This is a genomic window from Microbacterium sp. NPDC058021, assembly GCF_042885955.1.
GTDB lineage: Bacteria > Actinomycetota > Actinomycetes > Actinomycetales > Microbacteriaceae > Microbacterium.
Genome location: NZ_JBHVRF010000002.1, coordinates 436,080 through 453,101 on the forward strand (window position 1 = coordinate 436,080; position 17,022 = coordinate 453,101).

13 protein-coding genes are annotated in these 17,022 nt (G+C 69.5%); 2 read left to right on the plus strand and 11 right to left on the minus strand.

All coding sequences use genetic code 11. The features are described from left to right. Nucleotides 1-38: 38 nt before the first annotated feature. The 8 genes from ACFVR6_RS05625 to ACFVR6_RS05660 all read right to left on the minus strand — a co-directional run bounded on the left by ACFVR6_RS05625 (nucleotide 39) and on the right by ACFVR6_RS05660 (nucleotide 10,216). Entirely contained in the window at nucleotides 39-2,201 is a 2,163-nt protein-coding gene (locus tag ACFVR6_RS05625; protein ID WP_386959623.1) for an ABC transporter ATP-binding protein, read from the minus strand. Then, complete coding sequence (locus ACFVR6_RS05630; RefSeq protein ID WP_386959625.1) at nucleotides 2,164-3,096, minus strand: ABC transporter permease; 933 nt, start codon at nucleotides 3,094-3,096, stop codon at nucleotides 2,164-2,166. Before ACFVR6_RS05630 ends, ACFVR6_RS05625 begins: the two co-directional genes overlap by 38 nt. Before the next feature lie 2 nt (nucleotides 3,097-3,098). Beyond that, entirely contained in the window at nucleotides 3,099-4,082 is a 984-nt protein-coding gene (locus tag ACFVR6_RS05635) for an ABC transporter permease (protein ID WP_386959627.1), read from the minus strand. Nucleotides 4,083-4,310: 228 nt separating this feature from the next. After that, entirely contained in the window at nucleotides 4,311-4,865 is a 555-nt protein-coding gene (locus ACFVR6_RS05640; RefSeq protein WP_386959629.1) for a PH domain-containing protein, read from the minus strand. Nucleotides 4,866-4,876: 11 nt separating this feature from the next. Then, entirely contained in the window at nucleotides 4,877-6,562 is a 1,686-nt protein-coding gene (locus ACFVR6_RS05645; RefSeq protein WP_386959631.1) for a dipeptide ABC transporter ATP-binding protein, read from the minus strand. Then, nucleotides 6,559-7,506 carry an ABC transporter permease gene (locus ACFVR6_RS05650; RefSeq protein ID WP_386959633.1) on the minus strand — a complete coding sequence of 316 codons (948 nt, stop codon included), beginning with the start codon at nucleotides 7,504-7,506 and terminating at the stop codon, nucleotides 6,559-6,561. Before ACFVR6_RS05650 ends, ACFVR6_RS05645 begins: the two co-directional genes overlap by 4 nt. Then, nucleotides 7,496-8,425, minus strand: a complete 930-nt coding sequence (locus ACFVR6_RS05655; RefSeq protein WP_386959635.1) for an ABC transporter permease — start codon at nucleotides 8,423-8,425, stop codon at nucleotides 7,496-7,498. Before ACFVR6_RS05655 ends, ACFVR6_RS05650 begins: the two co-directional genes overlap by 11 nt. Before the next feature lie 162 nt (nucleotides 8,426-8,587). After that, nucleotides 8,588-10,216, minus strand: a complete 1,629-nt coding sequence (locus tag ACFVR6_RS05660; protein WP_386959637.1) for a peptide ABC transporter substrate-binding protein — start codon at nucleotides 10,214-10,216, stop codon at nucleotides 8,588-8,590. A 146-nt stretch (nucleotides 10,217-10,362) separates the two neighbouring features. Here ACFVR6_RS05660 and ACFVR6_RS05665 point away from each other — a divergent pair, with 146 nt between their 5' ends. Then, nucleotides 10,363-11,178 (plus strand): CPBP family intramembrane glutamic endopeptidase, encoded by an 816-nt coding sequence (locus tag ACFVR6_RS05665; RefSeq protein ID WP_386959638.1) that lies wholly within the window; start codon nucleotides 10,363-10,365, stop codon nucleotides 11,176-11,178. Nucleotides 11,179-11,419: 241 nt separating this feature from the next. After that, the gene (locus tag ACFVR6_RS05670; protein ID WP_386959640.1) at nucleotides 11,420-12,397 is read left to right on the plus strand and encodes a type IV toxin-antitoxin system AbiEi family antitoxin domain-containing protein; all 978 of its coding nucleotides are present in this window, start codon (nucleotides 11,420-11,422) and stop codon (nucleotides 12,395-12,397) included. A gap of 122 nt (nucleotides 12,398-12,519) precedes the next feature. Here the strand turns inward: ACFVR6_RS05670 and gcvP are convergent, their stop codons facing one another. From gcvP to gcvT, 3 genes are read right to left on the minus strand one after another with little or no spacing between them, the layout of a single operon-like run. Then, a complete protein-coding gene (gene gcvP, locus ACFVR6_RS05675) occupies nucleotides 12,520-15,333 on the minus strand; it encodes an aminomethyl-transferring glycine dehydrogenase (protein WP_386960272.1) in 2,814 nt (937 codons plus the stop codon). Between the two features lie 53 nt (nucleotides 15,334-15,386). Further along, the gene (gcvH, locus tag ACFVR6_RS05680; RefSeq protein WP_386959642.1) at nucleotides 15,387-15,770 is read right to left on the minus strand and encodes a glycine cleavage system protein GcvH; all 384 of its coding nucleotides are present in this window, start codon (nucleotides 15,768-15,770) and stop codon (nucleotides 15,387-15,389) included. A gap of 24 nt (nucleotides 15,771-15,794) precedes the next feature. Beyond that, nucleotides 15,795-16,904 carry a glycine cleavage system aminomethyltransferase GcvT gene (gcvT, locus tag ACFVR6_RS05685; protein ID WP_386959643.1) on the minus strand — a complete coding sequence of 370 codons (1,110 nt, stop codon included), beginning with the start codon at nucleotides 16,902-16,904 and terminating at the stop codon, nucleotides 15,795-15,797. Nucleotides 16,905-17,022: the final 118 nt, after the last annotated feature.

Genomic DNA, 17,022 nt, shown 5'->3' on the forward strand with positions numbered 1-17,022 from the left:
TGGGGCTCTTCGGCGGGGACTGCTGTGCCGAAGGGGTCTCAACCGGCCTTCGCCAGTGCGGCGTCATCCACGAGGGACGACTTGTCGACGTGATGACAGGCGACCTGCGCCCGGCCGTGCGGCCGGAGGGCAGGGTCTTCCTCGCGGCAGAGCACGCGATCCTTCTCGTCGATCAGAGCGTACAGGGGGCAGCGGGTGCGGAAACGACACCCCGTGATCTCCTGCGTGGGGCTCGGCAGATCCCCCTGCAGCAGAATGCGGTTGCGACCCTTCTCGATCCTCGGGTCGGGGATCGGGGCGGCGGAGATGAGCGCCTTCGTGTAGGGATGCCGCGGGTTGTCGAACACCTCGGCCACCGGGCCCTGCTCGATGACGGCGCCGAGGTACATCACGGCGACGTCGTCGGCGATCTGCCGGACGACCGCGAGGTCGTGCGCGACGAAGATGTACGACAGCCCGAGACGCTCCTTGAGGTCTTCGAGCAGGTTGATCACACCTGCCTGGATCGACACGTCCAGTGCCGACACCGGCTCGTCGAGCACGATGATCGACGGGTTGGTCGCCAGCGCCCGGGCGATGCCGATGCGCTGGCGCTGCCCGCCCGAGAACTCGTGCGGGTAGCGGTCGATCATGCGGGGGTCCAGACCCACCAGTTCGAGCAGCTCCAGCGCGCGCGCGTCGCGCTGCGCCTTCGGGGCCTTCTGCACGAGCAGCGGCTCGGTGATCACCTCGCCGATGGGAAGACGGGGGTCGATGGCCCCCATCGGGTCCTGGAAGACGATCTGCACGTCACGGCGCAGCTCCTGGCGCTCGCGCTTGCTGACGGTGGCGACGTCCTTGCCCGCGATCGAGATGGTGCCGTGCTGGGGCGCGGTCATCTCCATGATCTCGAGGATCGTCGTGGTCTTGCCGCACCCCGACTCCCCCACCAGGCCCAGGGTGCGCCCGGGCCGCAGCGAGAACGAGACGCCGTCGACGGCGCGCACGGTACCCACGCGCCGAGGGAAGATGCCGCCCTTCATGAGCGGGAAGGCGCGCTTGAGGTCGGTGACTTCGATCACCGGCGCCGTGTCCTGCTCGAGCTTCTCGACGGCGAGGGGTTCGGGACGGGGGAAGATGTCGCCGCGGGTGATCGCACCGGAGGCGATCTCGTCGGCGCGGATGCACGCAGCCTGGTGCGGCGTCACGGCCTCCGGATCGTGGCTCACCAGTGCGGGCTCGATCTCGAGGCACGCGTCGATCGCGATGGGGCACCGCGCCGCGAACGGGCAGCCGCGGGGCAGGTCGGCCAGCGACGGTGGGCGCCCCTCGAGCGGCACGAGGCGTTCCTGACCGGCGGTGATCATGTTCGGCACCGAGCGCAGCAGGCCGATGGTGTACGGCATCTGCGGCTCGTGGAAGACGCGGTCGGTCTCGCCGAGTTCGACCAGCTTGCCGGCGTACATGACCGCCACCCGGTCGGCGTGACCGGCGACGACGCCGAGGTCGTGGGTGATCAGCACGACGGCGGCGCCGGTGACCTCCTGCGCCTTCTCGAGAACCTCGAGGATCTGCGCCTGGATCGTCACGTCCAGTGCCGTGGTCGGCTCGTCGGCGATGATCACCTGCGGGTCGTTGGCGATGGCCATGGCGATCATGGCGCGCTGGCGCATGCCGCCGGAGTACTCGTGCGGGAAGGCGCGGGCGCGGCGGTCGGGGTCGGGGATGCCGACGAGCGTCAACAGCTCCACGGCGCGGGCCCGGGCGGCGTTCTCCGAGAGCTTGCCGTCGTGCACGCGCAGCGCCTCGGCGATCTGGTCACCCACCGAGTACACCGGAGTCAGGGCCGACAGCGGGTCCTGGAAGACCATGGCGAGCTTCTTGCCGCGCAGCCGCGACAGCTCGGCATCCTTCATGCCGACCAGCGACTGGCCCTCGAGCTCGATCTCGCCGGTGATCTGCGCCGTGGAGGGCAGCAGCCCCATGACCGCGAGGGACGACACCGACTTGCCCGATCCGGACTCGCCGACGATGCCGAGGAACTCCCCCGGGTGCACGTCGTACGAGATGCCGCGCACGGCCTGCACGGGGTTGCCGTTGCGCTGCGGGAACGTCACGGTCAGGTCCCGCACCGACAGCAGCGGTGAGGAACGACGGGCGGAGGCGGGGAGGGACAGGGACGCGTCAGTCACGGTTGTTTCCTGAAGTCGGATCGATGGCATCACGCAGGGCGTCACCGACGAGGCTGATGGCGAAGAGCAGGATGATGAGCACGCCCGCGGGGAAGACGAACAGCCACGGACGGGTGACGGCAGCCGACGCCCCGTCGGCGAGCAGGTTGCCCAGCGAGATCTCGGGCTTCTGCACGCCGAACCCGAAGTAGCTCAGCGACGTCTCGGCCATGATGGCGGCGACCACGCCCAGCGTGGCGTCGATGATCAGCAGCGAGGCGATGTTGGGGATGATGTGGCGGCGCAGGATGCCGCCGGAGGACATGCCCATGTAGCGCGCTGCGCGCACGAAGTCGCGGTTGCGCAGCGATCTGGTCTGATTTCGCACGACTTGCGCCATGATCATCCAGCTGAACGCAGCGAGGAAGATCGTCAGCGCCAGCCACGACAGCCCCTTCACCAGCGGGCTGAGCAGCACGAAGATGTAGAACGACGGGATCACCAGCAGCAGGTGGATCATCCAGCTGAGCGTGCGGTCGGTCCAGCCGCCGATATAGCCGGCGGCCGCTCCGATGAACGCGGCGATGAGGGTGGCGGCGGGTCCGGCGATCATGCCGATGATGAGCGACTTCTGGAGCCCCGACAGCGTCTGGGCGTAGATGTCCTGCCCGATCGCGTTCGTGCCGAACCAGTGCAGCGTGGTCGGCCCCATGTTCATGTTGTAGGGATCGCGGTCGGTGACGCTGAACGGGTAGAACAGCGGCGCGACGAATGCCATCAGCACGAGGGCGACGAAGATGCCGAACCCGACCCAGAACCGCGGCATGCGGCGCAGCCGCTGCCACACCAGGGCGGGGCGCGAGAGCGGCTTGCGCGCCAGTCCCGGCTCTTCGACGACGCTCTCGTCGGCCAGCGGCGCTTCGAGGGCTTCCTGTTGCATCGCCATGGTCAGCTCCGAACTCTCGGGTCGAGGGCGGCGTAGAGGATCTCCGACAGCGTGGACGAGAACAGCACCAGGATCGCGAGGAAGAGGGTGCCGCCCGCCGCGGCGTTGATGTCGTTCTGCGTCACCGCCTGCAGTTGGAACTCGCCCATACCGCGCCAGCTGAAGACGATCTCGAGCATCGCCGAGCCGGCGATGAGCGTGCCGAACGAGTAGGCGAAGAATGTCGACATCGGGATGAGGGCGATGCGCACGCCGTGACGGAAGAGCGCCTGTGTACGCGGCAGGCCCTTGGCCCGCGCCGTGCGGATGTAGTCGGCGCCCAGCACGTCGAGCATGACGTTGCGCTGGTAGCGGGAGTACGACGCCGCACCCATGAGCACGAGCGCGATCGTGGGCAGCAGCAGGTGGATCGCGCGGTCGGCGGCCAGATCCCACCAGGACCCGCTGATGCCCGCCGTGTAGGAACCGGTGAAGCGGATGGCCTGCGAGCCGATGAGCTGGTTGAACGCGGTCGCCCCGATCATCAGAAGCACGCCGATGACGAAGGTGGGCGTCGCGAAGACGATGTAGGAGGCGTAGGTGGCGATCTGGTCGCTCGCCTTGTACTGGCGCACGGCGCCCCACACGCCCACGAGCACGCCGAGCACGGCGCCGATGATCGAGCCGAGCAGCAGCAGCTGCAGGCTCGTGCCGGCGCGTGCGCCGATCTCGGCGACGACATCCTGGCCGCCGACGGTGACGCCCAGCGACCCTTGGGTGAACAGGTTCACGAGCCAGTCCCACAGCCGCACGAGCACCGGCACGTCCGGGCTCACGCCCATCTCGGCGAGCTTCGCGTCGATCGTCGCCTGCGGCGGTCGAGGGTTCATCCCGTAGTAGCGCTGGGCCGGGTCGAGGATGACGCTGGCGAGCACGTACACGAGGCACGTGGCCAGCAGACTCAGGAAGGCGTAGTTGACGAATCGCCTCAGGACGTACAGCGTCACGGTGCCGACCGCCTGATCCGACGTGTTTCGCGCACGCTCATCGTGTTCCGATCTCCTCAACAGCTGGATGCGCAGGGGTCCGGCACGCCGTGGCCGCCCTGGCGTTCGATTCTTAGACCCTAACCCGCTGGACTGATCGCCCTAGACGCGAGAGCCGGGACTTTGCAAGAACGTGACAATTCTCCCACGACTTGTTAACGCCGATGCACGGCGGCCTCCCAGCCGCGATCAGGCGGCTGTGGAGACGATGAACACCGCGATCCCCGCCCAGAGCGCGAGCGCGGCAAAGGTGCCCAGCGCCACGCCGTTCCACTGGGACTGCACCGTTCCGCCCGTCTTCCCGGCCTCGCGGGCGTCCTCCCACTGCTGCAGGATCAGCTCGGCGTCGCTGAAGCGCGCGGCATCCGCCTCGCCGTCGCGGCTGAAAGGCCGCCGCCGGGGCGGGCGCAGGCTCGGGCCGCCGAAGGCCCGCACCCGGGAGTCGTCGTCGAGGTGCACCACCAGCTGCCAGCGGGTGCCGATGTCGGCGACCCGGCCCCACGGCACCGTCGAGCGGCGCAGGATGTTCACGACGGTGATGCCCTCGGCATCCGTCTCCACCCGCGGCTCGTAGACCACGGCGTACACGACCCAGACGATCAGCAGCACCCACGGCGCCAGCAGCATCGTCTGTCCGAGGCCGCCACGCACCAGGGCGTCGCCGAGGAGGAACACCGCCACGGCGCCGGCGACGATCATGCTGACCGTCCCCGACGTCGCGCGGTAGATCCGTCTGTCAGGCATGCCTGTCCCGCTCATGCACCCGATTCGACCGCGCCCGCACCGAGCGGGAGCGAGGCGCCCGGGATGGCGTCGAGCAGCCGTCGGGTGTACTCCTCGGCGGGGTTGGCGAAGATCTCGTCGACCGTGCCCTGCTCGACGATCTTCCCCCGCTCCATGACCGACACGAAGTCGGCGACGACGCGCACCACCGCGAGGTCGTGCGTGATGAACAGGTAGGTCAGCCCGAGCTCGGACTGCAGATCCGCCAGCAGCTGCAGGATCTGGTCCTGCACCAGCACGTCCAGGGCCGACACCGCCTCGTCGAGCACGACGATGTCGGGCTTGAGCGCGAGAGCGCGCGCGATCGCGACACGCTGGCGCTGACCGCCGGACAACTCGTTCGGGTAGCGCGATGCCAGCTCCTGCGGCAGCGACACCTGGTCGAGCAGCTCCGCCACCCGCGCACGTCGCGACTTCGCGTCGCCGACCTTGTGCACCTCGAGCGGCTCCGCGATCGTGCCGCCGATGCTGCGCAGCGGGTCGAGGGAGCCGTACGGGTCCTGGAACACCGGCTGCATGCGGCGCCGGAGCGCGAACGCCTCCTTGCCGGTGAGCCGGCCGACGTTGAGGCCGTCGATGAGGATCGATCCCGACGTGGATTCCTCCAGGCCCAGCACCATCTTCGCGATGGTCGACTTGCCCGAACCCGATTCGCCCACCAGCGCCATCGTGTGGCCACGGGGGATCTCGAACGAAACGCCGTCCACGGCGCGGAACCGCTCACTGCGGAACGACCCCTGGCGGATCTTGTACTCCTTCACCAGGTCGGTCACCACGATGGCGGGCTCCGTCGTGGCGAGGTCCGATTCGTGCTGGATGCCGCGATCTTCTGCCCGCGCTTGGATGCGCTGCGAGGCCAGGCTCGGCGCCGCCGCGACCAGCCGCTGCGTGTACGGGTGCTGCGGGTTCTCGAGGATCTCGCGGCTCGGCCCGGACTCCACGATCTCGCCCTGGTTCATGACCACGATGGTGTCGGCGCGCTCCGCGGCCAGCCCCAGGTCGTGGGTGATGAGGAGCACCGAGGTGCCCTTCTCCGCCGTGAGCGAGGCCATGTGATCGAGGATCACGCGCTGCACCGTGACGTCCAGCGCCGAAGTCGGCTCGTCGGCGATCAGGAGCTTCGGGTCGGCAGCGAGGCCGATGCTGATGAGCGCACGCTGGCGCATACCGCCGGAGAACTGGTGCGGGAACTGGTGCAGACGCCGCTCGGCGTCGGCCAGGCCCGCCTGCTGCAGCACCTCGATGGCGCGGCGGTCCACCTCCTTGCGACCGGTGGCGATGCCGTTGGCGCGGATCGCCTCCTTCACCTGGAAGCCGATGCTCCACACCGGGTTGAGGTTGGACATGGGGTCCTGCGGCACGAAGCCGATGTCCCGGCCGCGGATGCGCTCCATCTGCGGCTGCGTGAGGGAGGTGAGGTCGGTCCCCTCCAGCACGATCGAGCCGCCGGTGACGTGCCCGGTCCCCGGCAGCAGGTTCACGATCGCCGACGCGGTCGTGGACTTGCCCGAGCCGGACTCGCCCACGATCGCGACGGTCTCGCCGCGGTGGATGTCGAGGTCGATGCCGTGCAGCACCTGACGGGAGGTCTTGCCGGAGTCGAACGCGACCGTGAGGCCACGGATCGACAGCAGCGGCGTGCGGTTCGCGGTGGTCATCGCCGTGCCCTCGCCTTCGGGTCGAGGGCGTCGCGCAGCAACTCGCCCAGGATGATGAACGCGAGCACCGTGACGGTCAGCGCGATCGATGGGTAGATGAGCGCCATGGGCGCGACGCGCAGCGACGACTGGGCCTGGCTGATGTCCAGGCCCCACGACATGGTGCTGCTGCCCAGCCCGACACCCAGGAACGACAGGGTCGCCTCAGCGGAGATCGCCGCTCCCAGCGTCAGCGTCGCCACGACGATGACGGGTGCCATGGCGTTGGGCATGACATGGGTGAGGAGGGTGCGGAACCGGGACAGCCCGATGGCACGGGACGCCGTGACGAAGTCGGCCTGACGCACGCGCAGCACCTCCGCGCGGATCACGCGGGCCGTGGAGGCCCAGGCGAATCCACCGATGGCGAACGCGAGCACCAGCGGCGTGCGGTTCTGCGAGAAGACGCTCATGACGACGATGGCCGCCAGGATGTACGGGATCGCGAAGAAGATGTCGCCGAGGCGGGAGAGCACCGAGTCGAGCCAGCCGCCGTAGAAGCCGGCCAGCGCACCCATCACGACGCCGATGACGGTGCCGATCAGCGTTGCGAGGAACCCGACCATGAGCGACGTGCGTGCCCCCCACACCAGGCGCGACCAGATGTCGCAGCCCTGGAAGGTGAACCCGAGCGGGTGACCGGACGTCGGGCCACCGTTGCTGTTGGCCAGGAGGCAGTTGTTGTTCGGCGGCACCTGGGTGAACAGGGTCGGCCACACCGCCATCAGCACGATGACGAACACGACGACCGCGGTCACCCAGAAGGTCGGGCGACTGCGGATGTCCCGCCAGGCGTCGCGCCAGAGGTTGCTGGGCTTGGCGTCGATGCGCACGGCATCGACGGTGATCTCGGTGTTCTTGACGGGAGCGACGAAATGCGTCGCGGAAAGCTGATCACTTGGCATAGCGGATCCTCGGGTCGAGCAGGCCGTAGAGCAGGTCCACGAACAGGTTGACCAAGACGTAGACGATGACGAACACGGTCACGAACGACACGACCGTGGGACCTTCGCCACGCACCACTGCCTGGTACAGGGTGTTGCCGACACCGGGAACGTTGAAGATGCCCTCGGTGACGGTCGCGCCCACCATCAGGACGCCGAAGTTGGTCGCCGTGTTGGTGATGACGGGGATGAGGGAGTTGCGCATGACGTGGACGGGGATGACCCGCCGCCGCGGCAGACCCTTGCTGTAGGCGGTGCGCACCCAGTCCTGGTTGAGGGTGTCGATCACCGACGCGCGGGTCAGGCGCATACTCGTGGCGTAGAGGCTGAGGCCCAGGACGATGGCCGGCAGCCACAGGTCGTTCCAGCCGTTCTCGGCGCCGACCGTGGGCCGGAACCAGCCCAGCTGCACCGCGAGGAAGTACTGCGCGAGGAAGGCGAGCACGAAAACGGGGACGGCGATGAAGACGAGCGCGATCACGAGCGAGGCGTTGTCGAAGAACTTCCCCTTGCGCAGGCCCGAGATCGTGCCGATCGTGATCGCGAGCACGAACTCGATGGCGATCGCCATGACGGCGAGGCGGAGGGTCACGGGGAAGGTGCGGGCGAGTACATCACTCACCGGCTGACCCGAGAAGCTGACGCCGAAGTCGCCTTGGAAGACGCCAGTGATGTAGTAGAAGTACTGCACGATGAACGGGTCGTTCAGGTGGTACTGGTCGCGGATCTGTTGGAGCAGCGCCGGGTTGGGCGTGCGATCGCCGAACAGCGCGAGGATGGGGTCGCCGGGCATGGCGAAGACCATGAAGTAGATCAGCAGGGTGGCGCCGAAGAACACCGGGATGACCTGCAACACACGTCTGAGGATGTAACCGAGCACGAACGCTCTCCCTCTGGGGTTGGGGTGCCACGTCGCCGCGTGTGACGGCGAAGGGCTGCCGCGTGGGGCTGCCGCGATCTCGGGTCAAGTGCGGCAGGTCTGGGAACAGCCCGCGAGGCGGTGACGTGGCCGTCACCGCCTCGCGAGTGAGATCACTCGAGGTTACTCGGCCTTGGTGATCAGGTGGTACAGCGGCACCGAGTTCCAGCCGAACTCGACGTTCTCGACGTTCTCGGAGAAGCCTCCGGTGACGTTCGAGTACCACAGCGGAATGGCCGGCAGGTCCTGCAGCAGCACCGACTGAGCCTCGGAGAACAGCGCGTTGGCTTCCTCGGGGTCGGTCGCGGAGATGCCGTCGGACAGCAGCTGGTCGAACTCCTCGCTGGAGTAGTCGCCGTCGTTCGAGCCGGCGTTCGTGGCGTACAGCGGGCCCAGGAAGTTGTACAGACCCGGGTAGTCCGCCTGCCAGCCGGAGCGGAATGCGGTGGTGATCGTGCGGTTGTTCACGAGCTCGCGCAGTTCGGCGAAGGTCGGGTACGGAGCGCCCGACGCGTCGATGCCGAGGGTGTTCTTCAGCGAGTTCGACACGGCGTCGACCCACTGGTCGTGGCCACCGTCGGAGTTGTAGCCGATCTGGAAGGTGCCTTCCCACGGGGAGATGGCGTCGGCCTCGGCCCACAGCTCGACGGCGCGGTCGGGGTTGTACTCCAGCACCTCGGCGCCCTCGAGCGAGTCCGACCAGCCGTCGATGACCGGCGACGTGAAGTCGCTGGCGGGGGTACGGCTGCCCTGGAAGATCGTCTCGGTGATCTCGTCGCGGTTGATCGCCATCGAGATCGCCTGGCGACGCAGCTGGCCTTCCTCACCGGTGAAGTGCGGCAGGTTCTGCGGGATCGTGAAGGACTGGAAGATGGCTGCCGCCTGGTTCACGGCGCGGTCCCCCAGGTCCGACTCGAAGCTGGCCATCGACGACGGCGGGATGACGTCGATCACGTCGACGAGGTTGCTCTGCAGGTCGGCGTACGCGGCATCCGCGGTGGCGTAGATCTTGATCGTGAGGCCACCGTTCTGCGCCTGACGCACACCCTGGTAGTCCTCGTTCTTGACGAGGTCGACCTGCACGTCGTGCTGCCACGCGTCCTCACCGGCGAACATGTAGGGGCCGTTGCCGATCGGGTTCTCGCCGAACGCGTCCATGTCCTCGAAGGCCACGTCGGGCAGCGGGTAGAACGCCGAGTAGCCCAGACGCTGTGCGAAGTCCGATGCCGGCTTGTTCAGCGCGATGGTGAAGGTGTAGTCGTCGACCTGCTCGAGGCCGGTCAGCTCCGAGTCGGCATCCCAGCTGAAGCCCTCGATGTCCTCGAAGAAGTAGCTGTTGGCATGCGCGTTGGACAGCTGAGCGCCGTAGTTCCACGCGTTGATGAAGTTGTCGGCGGTGACTTCTTCGCCATCGGTGAAGGTCTGGCCCTCCTTGAGCTTGACCGTCAGGTTCTGCGGGTCTTCGACCGTGATCTCTTCGGCCATGTCGTTGACGGCGGTGCCGTCGCCCTCGTACGACACCAGTCCGGCGAAGATCGCGTCGAGGATCTGACCGCCCCCGACCTCGTTGGTCATGGTCGGGATGAGCGGGTTCTCGGGCTCGGTGCCGTTGGTCGTGATGACGGCGTCCGAGGCGCCGGCGTCACCGGTCTCCTCGGCGTTGCCGCTGTCGCCACCGGCGCAGCCGGAGAGCGCGAATGCGCCCACCGTCAACAGCGCCAGGCCGGCGAAGGCAGTCTTATTGCGCTTCACTTTTCCTCCTGTGCAGGGATAGATGCGACCGGGGCGACGCGAGGCGTGGCAGGTCACACGGGATGGAGGCAACGATAGGCAACGCCGACGCCCTGATCAAAACTGGTGGCCAAAGCGTTACATGCTCTTTACTCAACGGGGTCGGAATGTGGCAATCTGACAACGTGACCGCTCCCAGCCCGGTGCCCGGCGACGCATTCTGCACAAGCCGTCCACGACTGCGCTGGGAAATCGCCATCGTGCTCGCGATCACGCTGGGCCAATCGGCCCTGTATTCGGTGCTCGCGCTCATCCGTCGCGTGCTCTCCCCCACCCCGCTCGGGCAGCAGCAGACGCAGCTGAATCCGTCCCGCGACGCCGCCGCGGCCTGGGATGCGCTGTACCAGCTGCTCGACATCGTGTTCGACCTCGCGCTCGTCGCGCTCGTGGTCTATCTGCTGTGGGAGCCGGGGGTGAACGCCCTCCGTCGGATCGGGCTCGACTTCACGAGGTTCGGGCGCGACGTCGGCCTCGGCGTTGTGGTCACGGCCGTCATCGGCATCCCGGGGCTCGCGCTGTACGCCGTCGGGCGCATGCTGGGGTTCTCGGTGGCTGTCGTCGCCTCGCCCCTGGATGCCGCCTGGTGGACCGTCCCGATCCTGCTGTTCGCCGCGGTGCGCGCGGCGCTGCTGGAGGAGGTCATCATGCTGGGGTGGCTGTTCGACCGCCTCCGCCGCCTCGGGTGGGGCTGGTGGCCGATCATCCTGTCGTCGGCCGCGCTGCGCGGGGCCTACCACGCGTATCAGGGGTTCGGCGGGATGCTCGGCAACTTCGTGATGGGGATCGTGTTCGGCTGGTGCTATCGCCGGTGGGGACGCGTGATGCCGCTGGTGGTGGCCCACACGATCCTCGACATCGTGTCCTTCCTCGGCTACCCCCTGGCCGCCGCCCTCTGGCCCACCGTCTTCGCCCCCGTCGCCTGACCCGCCGCGCGCCCCCGGCCCCGTTAATCGCTGAAACTACAGCTGGCGGCCGAGACAACGGGAAGTTCCCAATGTCTCGGCCGCCAGCTGTGGCCTCACGGTTTGGGGCGGGGCGGGGCGGGCGGGGCGGGGCGGGGCGGGGCCGGGCGGGGGCTCCTGCACAGGGGCGGATCGGCGGCGGGGGTCCTCGGAACGGGGGAAGAGCGACCCGCGCGGCGAGGGCTCGGGGCAGGGTGGGCGGATGCCGAACCTCGCTGCCGTGGTCATGACCGCCCCGGTCCCGCTCCTCCGCCGGTCCGACGTCCCCCATCCGGAGCGCGCGGTGGCGCGCGGCGACCTCGTGAAGGTGAGACGCGGCGTCTATGCGGCCGCGACGCTCTGGCGCGACCTCGCACCGTGGGAGCGATACCTCGCACGCGTCCACGCCGTTGCCCTCGGGCATCCCGACACCGTCTTCAGCCACGATTCGGCGGCGGCCCTCCTGGGCCTCCCCGTCTTCGGCGACCCGCAGACGGTGCACGTGCTGGCGGATCCCACCGGTGCCGCCAGACTCGACGCAGGCATCCGCGTGCACACGCACTCCGCCGACCGCACGATCGTAGAGGTCGGCGGCATGCTCATGACCGGCATCCTCGACACCGCCGTCGACCTCGCGCGGCTGCGTCACCGCGCGATCGGGCTGGCCATGGCGGATGCCGCGTTGCGCGCGGATCCTGGTGCGAGCGCCGAGCTCGCCCTCGTCCTCAACGAGTCGCGGGCGAGCAAGCGTGGCCGCGCGATCGCACGCTGGGCGCTGAGCCGGGCGACGCCGCTCGCAGAATCACCTCTCGAGTCGATCAGCCGTGCCTCGGTCGAGTGGCTCGGTTTTCCGCCGCCGTCACTCCAGGTGCCCTTCCGCAGCGGCGGCATGGTCGATCGCAGCGACATGGTCTGGCAGGAGATCGGGCTCGCCGGTGAATGCGACGGGGACCTCAAATACGACGGCCGCTACGGATCGCCGGCGGCCGTGCTGGGACGGCAGAGCGAGCGGGACACCCGCCTGCGTCATCACCTCCGCGCGGTCACGCACTGGGGGTGGCGGGAGGCGACGACCGCCGCGCCGCTACGCGGCATCCTCGCCGGCGCAGGGCTCCCGATCGTGGCAGCCGAGGACACCGCCGCCCTCGTCTCTCTGCGCCGCGCCCTCGCGCCCCCACCGACGCCGCCGTCCTCCCGCTGAAACTACAGCTGGCGGCCGAGACGATGGGAACTTCCCAATGTCTCGGCCGCCAGCTGTAGTCTCACTGCGCGGCGCGCGGCGCGGCGCGGCGCACGGCGCGGCGCGCGGCACGGCGCGGGCCGCTAGGCGAAGGCCTCGGGGGGCGGGCAGGCGCAGACCAGGTTGCGGTCGCCGTAGGCGTTGTCGATGCGGCGCACGGGGGGCCAGTACTTGGTCCGCACCTGGGACGGTGCGGGGTACACCGCGGTTTCGCGCGAGTACGGGTGCTCCCACGTACCTGAGACGACCGACTGGGCGGTGTGCGGCGCGTTCACGAGCGGGTTGTCGGATGCCGGCCACTCCCCTGCCGCGACGGCGTGCGCCTCGGCGTGGATCGCGATCATCGCCTCGATGAACCGCTCGATCTCGGCGAGGTCCTCGGACTCCGTCGGCTCCACCATCAGCGTCCCCGCGACCGGGAACGACATCGTCGGCGCGTGGAAGCCGTAGTCGATGAGCCGCTTCGCGACGTCGTCCACCGTGATCCCGGTGGCCTCGCGCAGCGGCCGCAGGTCCAGGATGCACTCGTGCGCCACGAGCCCACCCTCGCCCGCGTACAGCACCGGGTAGTGCTCGCGCAGCCGCGCGGCGATGTAGTTGGCCGCGAGGACGGCGGCGCCGGTGGCATCCCGCAGTCCCTCCGCGCCCATCATCCGCACGTATGCCCACGAGATCGGCAGGATCGACGCCGAGCCGTAGGGGGATGCCGAGACCGGACCGCCGTCGAAGACGAAGCCGCCGGCGTGGTCGGCGCGCTGCGACAGCGGGTGGGACGGCAAGAACGGCGCGAGGTGCGCCTTGGCCGCGACCGGACCGACGCCCGGGCCGCCGCCGCCGTGCGGGATCGCGAACGTCTTGTGCAGGTTCAGGTGCGACACGTCGCCGCCGAGGTCCCCGAAACGGGCGAAGCCGAGCAGCGCGTTGAGGTTCGCGCCGTCGACGTACACCTGACCGCCGGCATCGTGCACGGCCTGCGTGATCTCCAGCACATCGTGCTCGTAGACGCCGTGGGTCGAGGGGTAGGTGATCATGAGCGCCGCGAGCCGATCGGCGTGCGCGGTGATCTTCGCCCGCAGGTCGGCGAGCTCCACGTTGCCCGCCTCGTCGCACGCGACGACGACGACCGACATGCCGGCGAGCACGGCGGATGCCGCGTTCGTGCCGTGGGCCGACGACGGGATGAGGCACACCGTACGGTCCAGGTCGCCGTTGGCCCGGTGGTACCCGCGGATCGCCAGCAGTCCCGCCAGCTCCCCCTGGGAACCTGCGTTCGGCTGCAGCGAGACGGCGTCGTAGCCGGTGACCTCCGCGAGCCACGTCTCGAGCTGCTCGATCATCGCGAGGTAGCCGGCGACGTCATCGGCCGGGGCGAACGGGTGCACGCGGGAGAACTCCGGCCACGACACCGCCGCCATCTCGGTGGCCGCGTTGAGCTTCATCGTGCAGGAGCCGAGCGGGATCATGCCGCGGTCCAGCGCATAGTCGCGGTCGGCGAGCTGCTTGAGGTAGCGCATCATCGCCGTCTCGGAGCGGTGCGAGTTGAACACCGGGTGCTCGAGGTAGCCCTCGGTGCGGTGCAGCTCGGATGCCACCGAAGCCAGCGGCGCCACGTCGGCGAACGCGAGCTCCGCGCCGGGCTCTTCCACAGCCCCGAACGCCCATGCCACGGCGGCGAGGTCGGCCGCCGTCGTGGTCTCGTCGATCGAGACGCCGACGCTCGCGTCGGACGCCCAGAACAGCTGGTACCCGCGCGACCGCGCCCGCTCCACGACGCGCGCGGCGTCGCCGGGGACGTACACGCGCAGGGTGTCGAAGACGGCGTCGGATGCCAGTGTGAGCCCGTACCCGCGCAGCTCGGTCGCGAGCGCCTCGGTCTTCTGCGCGACCTCGGTCGCGATGCGGCGGAGGCCCTCGGGCCCGTGGTAGACGGCGTACATCGACGCCATGACGGCCAGCAGCACCTGCGCGGTGCAGATGTTGGACGTCGCCTTCTCGCGACGGATGTGCTGTTCGCGCGTCTGCAGCGCGAGGCGGTAGGCGGGGTGCCCCGCGGCATCCTGCGACACCCCGACCAGGCGCCCAGGCAGCTGGCGCTCGAGGCCGGTGCGCACGGCCATGTAGCCGGCGTGCGGCCCGCCGAACCCGAGCGGCACGCCGAAGCGCTGGGTCGTGCCCACCGCGATGTCGGCGCCGAGCGACCCGGGCGAGCGCAGCAGCGTCAGCGCCAGCAGGTCGGCGGCGACGACGACGAGGCCGCCCTGTGCGTGCACGGCGGTGACGACCTCGCTCGGGTCCCACACGCGGCCGGTCGCACCGGGGTACTGCACGAACGCGCCGAAGACCTCGTCCCCTTCGGGAAGCCCCGCGGCGTAGTCGGTCTCGACGATGCGGATGCCGAGCGCCTCGGCACGGTGACGCAGCAGGGCCTTGGTCTGCGGCAGCGCGTCGGCGTCGACGAGGAACACGTTCGATGCCCCCTTGCACGCGCGGCGGGCGACGAGCATGCCCTCCACGACCGCGGTCGACTCGTCGAGCATGGACGCGTTGGCGGTGGCGAGCCCGGTCAGGTCGGTCACCATCGTCTGGAAGTTGATGAGCGCCTCCAGACGCCCCTGCGAGATCTCCGGCTGGTACGGCGTGTACGCGGTGTACCAGGACGGGTTCTCGAAGACGCCCCGCTGAATGACCGCCGGCGTGTGCGTGTCGTAGTAGCCCAGCCCGATCATCGGCTTCGCGGTGCGGTTGGATGCCGCGAGCGCGCGCAGCTCCGCCAGCGCCTCGTCTTCGGTCGCGGCGGCGGGGATGTCGCTGGTCGTCCGCGGCTGCACGTGGATCGACGCCGGCACCGCGCGCTCGACGAGCGCGGCCACCGAGTCGTAGCCGAGGGTGTCGAGCATCTGCCGCTGGGCGGCGGCATCGGTGCCGATGTGCCGCGCGGTGAAGGGCGCGCTCACGCCTCGCCGCCGGTGAGCGCGAGGTACCCGTCGCGGTCGAGGGCGCCTTCGACCGATGCCGCTTCCACGCGCAGCTTGATGAGCCAGCCGTCGCCGAAGGCATCGGCGTTGACGGTGGAGGGGTCATCGACGACGGCGTCGTTGATCTCGACCACCTCACCGGAGAGGGGGGCGTAGAGCTCGCCGACCGACTTGGTCGACTCGATCTCGCCGCACACCTGCCCGGCGGTGACGGTGGACCCGACGGCGGGCAGATCGACGAAGACGACGTCGCCGAGCTGCTCGGCGGCGTAGTCGGTGATGCCGATCGTCGCGGTGTCGCCGTCGACGGCGATCCACTCGTGCTCGGCGGTGTAGAGAAGGCTGGTGAGGTCGGCCATGGTGTCTGCTCCCGAGGGTCGGTGTTACTGGGCGCGCCGGTAGAACGGCAGCGCGGTCACGGTGACGGGCAGGCGGGTGCCGCGCACGTCGATGGTCAGGGTGGTGCCGACGGCGGCAGCCGCCGGCGAGACGAACGCCATGGCGATCGGATGCCCGAGGGTGGGGCTGAGCGCACCGCTGGTGATCTCTCCCACGGCATCGTCACCGTCGTAGACGACGTAGCCGGCCCGGCCGGCGCGCTTGCCCTCGCCCACGAGGCCCACGAGCACGGGGGCGGAGCCGGCGACCACGGCGCCGAGGCCGGACTTGCCGACGAAGGCGTCCTTGCCGACGGCGACGACGCGGCCGAGACCCGCCTGCGCGGGCACCATGTCGAGCGAGAGCTCATGGCCGTACAGCGGCATGCCCGCCTCGAGACGCAGGGTGTCGCGGGCGGCGAGACCGGCCGGCACGAGTCCGAACGGCTCCCCCGCCGCCAGCAGCGCGTCCCAGAGGGCACCGGCGACGGTGTGGGGTACGAGGAGCTCGAAGCCGTCCTCGCCGGTGTAGCCGGTGCGGGCGACCAGCAGCGGCGCGCCCTCGAATTCGCCCCGCGTCGCGGCGTAGTACGGCAGGTCCGCCAGCGGGCGGTCGAGGCCCGTGATGCCGGCGGTGGCTTCGAGGATGCCGCGGGCGGCGGGGCCCTGCACGGCGACGAGGGCGTAGTCGTCGGTGACGTCGGTGACGGCCACGTCGAACCCCTCGGCGCGCTCGGCGAACGCCTCGGCGACGGCGGCGCGGTTGCCGGCATTGGCGATCACCAGGAAGCGGGTCTCCTCGAGCCGGTAGACGATGACGTCGTCGACGATGCCGCCGGAATCGGCGAGTACGAGCGAGTACTTCGCCTTGCCGGGCGGCAGGGTCGAGAGCCTGCCGGCCAGGGCGTAGTCCAGGAAGGCGCCGGCGTCATCGCCGTCGACGGTGAACTCCGCCATGTGCGAGATGTCGAACAGACCCGCCGCCTCCCGCACGGCGCGGTGCTCGGCGAGGTCCGACGAGTAGCGCACCGGCATCAGCCAGCCGCCGAAGTCGGTGAACGCCGCACCCAGTGCCTCGTGGCGGTCGCGCAGTGTCGTGGAGCGGGGTTCGGTCATGAGTTCTCCCGAGATCGAACGGGCAGACGCCGGGACCGACGTCTGAGAACTCCCCCTCTGTCATGGGCCTGAGAGTTTCACGCCGGCATCCGGGTGGGATGCGGCGCTTTCACCGTCG

What these genes read in the sequence shown, in the direction of transcription:
- gcvH (WP_386959642.1), bottom strand. Translation starts at nt 15,770, where the DNA reads ATGGCCGACCTCACCAGCCTTCTCTACACCGCCGAGCACGAGTGGATC.
- ACFVR6_RS05625 (WP_386959623.1), bottom strand. Translation starts at nt 2,201, where the DNA reads ATGCCATCGATCCGACTTCAGGAAACAACCGTGACTGACGCGTCCCTG.
- ACFVR6_RS05645 (WP_386959631.1), bottom strand. Translation starts at nt 6,562, where the DNA reads ATGACCACCGCGAACCGCACGCCGCTGCTGTCGATCCGTGGCCTCACG.
- ACFVR6_RS05650 (WP_386959633.1), bottom strand. Translation starts at nt 7,506, where the DNA reads ATGCCAAGTGATCAGCTTTCCGCGACGCATTTCGTCGCTCCCGTCAAG.
- ACFVR6_RS05670 (WP_386959640.1), top strand. Translation starts at nt 11,420, where the DNA reads ATGCCGAACCTCGCTGCCGTGGTCATGACCGCCCCGGTCCCGCTCCTC.
- gcvT (WP_386959643.1), bottom strand. Translation starts at nt 16,904, where the DNA reads ATGACCGAACCCCGCTCCACGACACTGCGCGACCGCCACGAGGCACTG.
- ACFVR6_RS05630 (WP_386959625.1), bottom strand. Translation starts at nt 3,096, where the DNA reads ATGGCGATGCAACAGGAAGCCCTCGAAGCGCCGCTGGCCGACGAGAGC.
- gcvP (WP_386960272.1), bottom strand. Translation starts at nt 15,333, where the DNA reads ATGCTCGACACCCTCGGCTACGACTCGGTGGCCGCGCTCGTCGAGCGC.
- ACFVR6_RS05640 (WP_386959629.1), bottom strand. Translation starts at nt 4,865, where the DNA reads ATGCCTGACAGACGGATCTACCGCGCGACGTCGGGGACGGTCAGCATG.
- ACFVR6_RS05665 (WP_386959638.1), top strand. Translation starts at nt 10,363, where the DNA reads ATGTGGCAATCTGACAACGTGACCGCTCCCAGCCCGGTGCCCGGCGAC.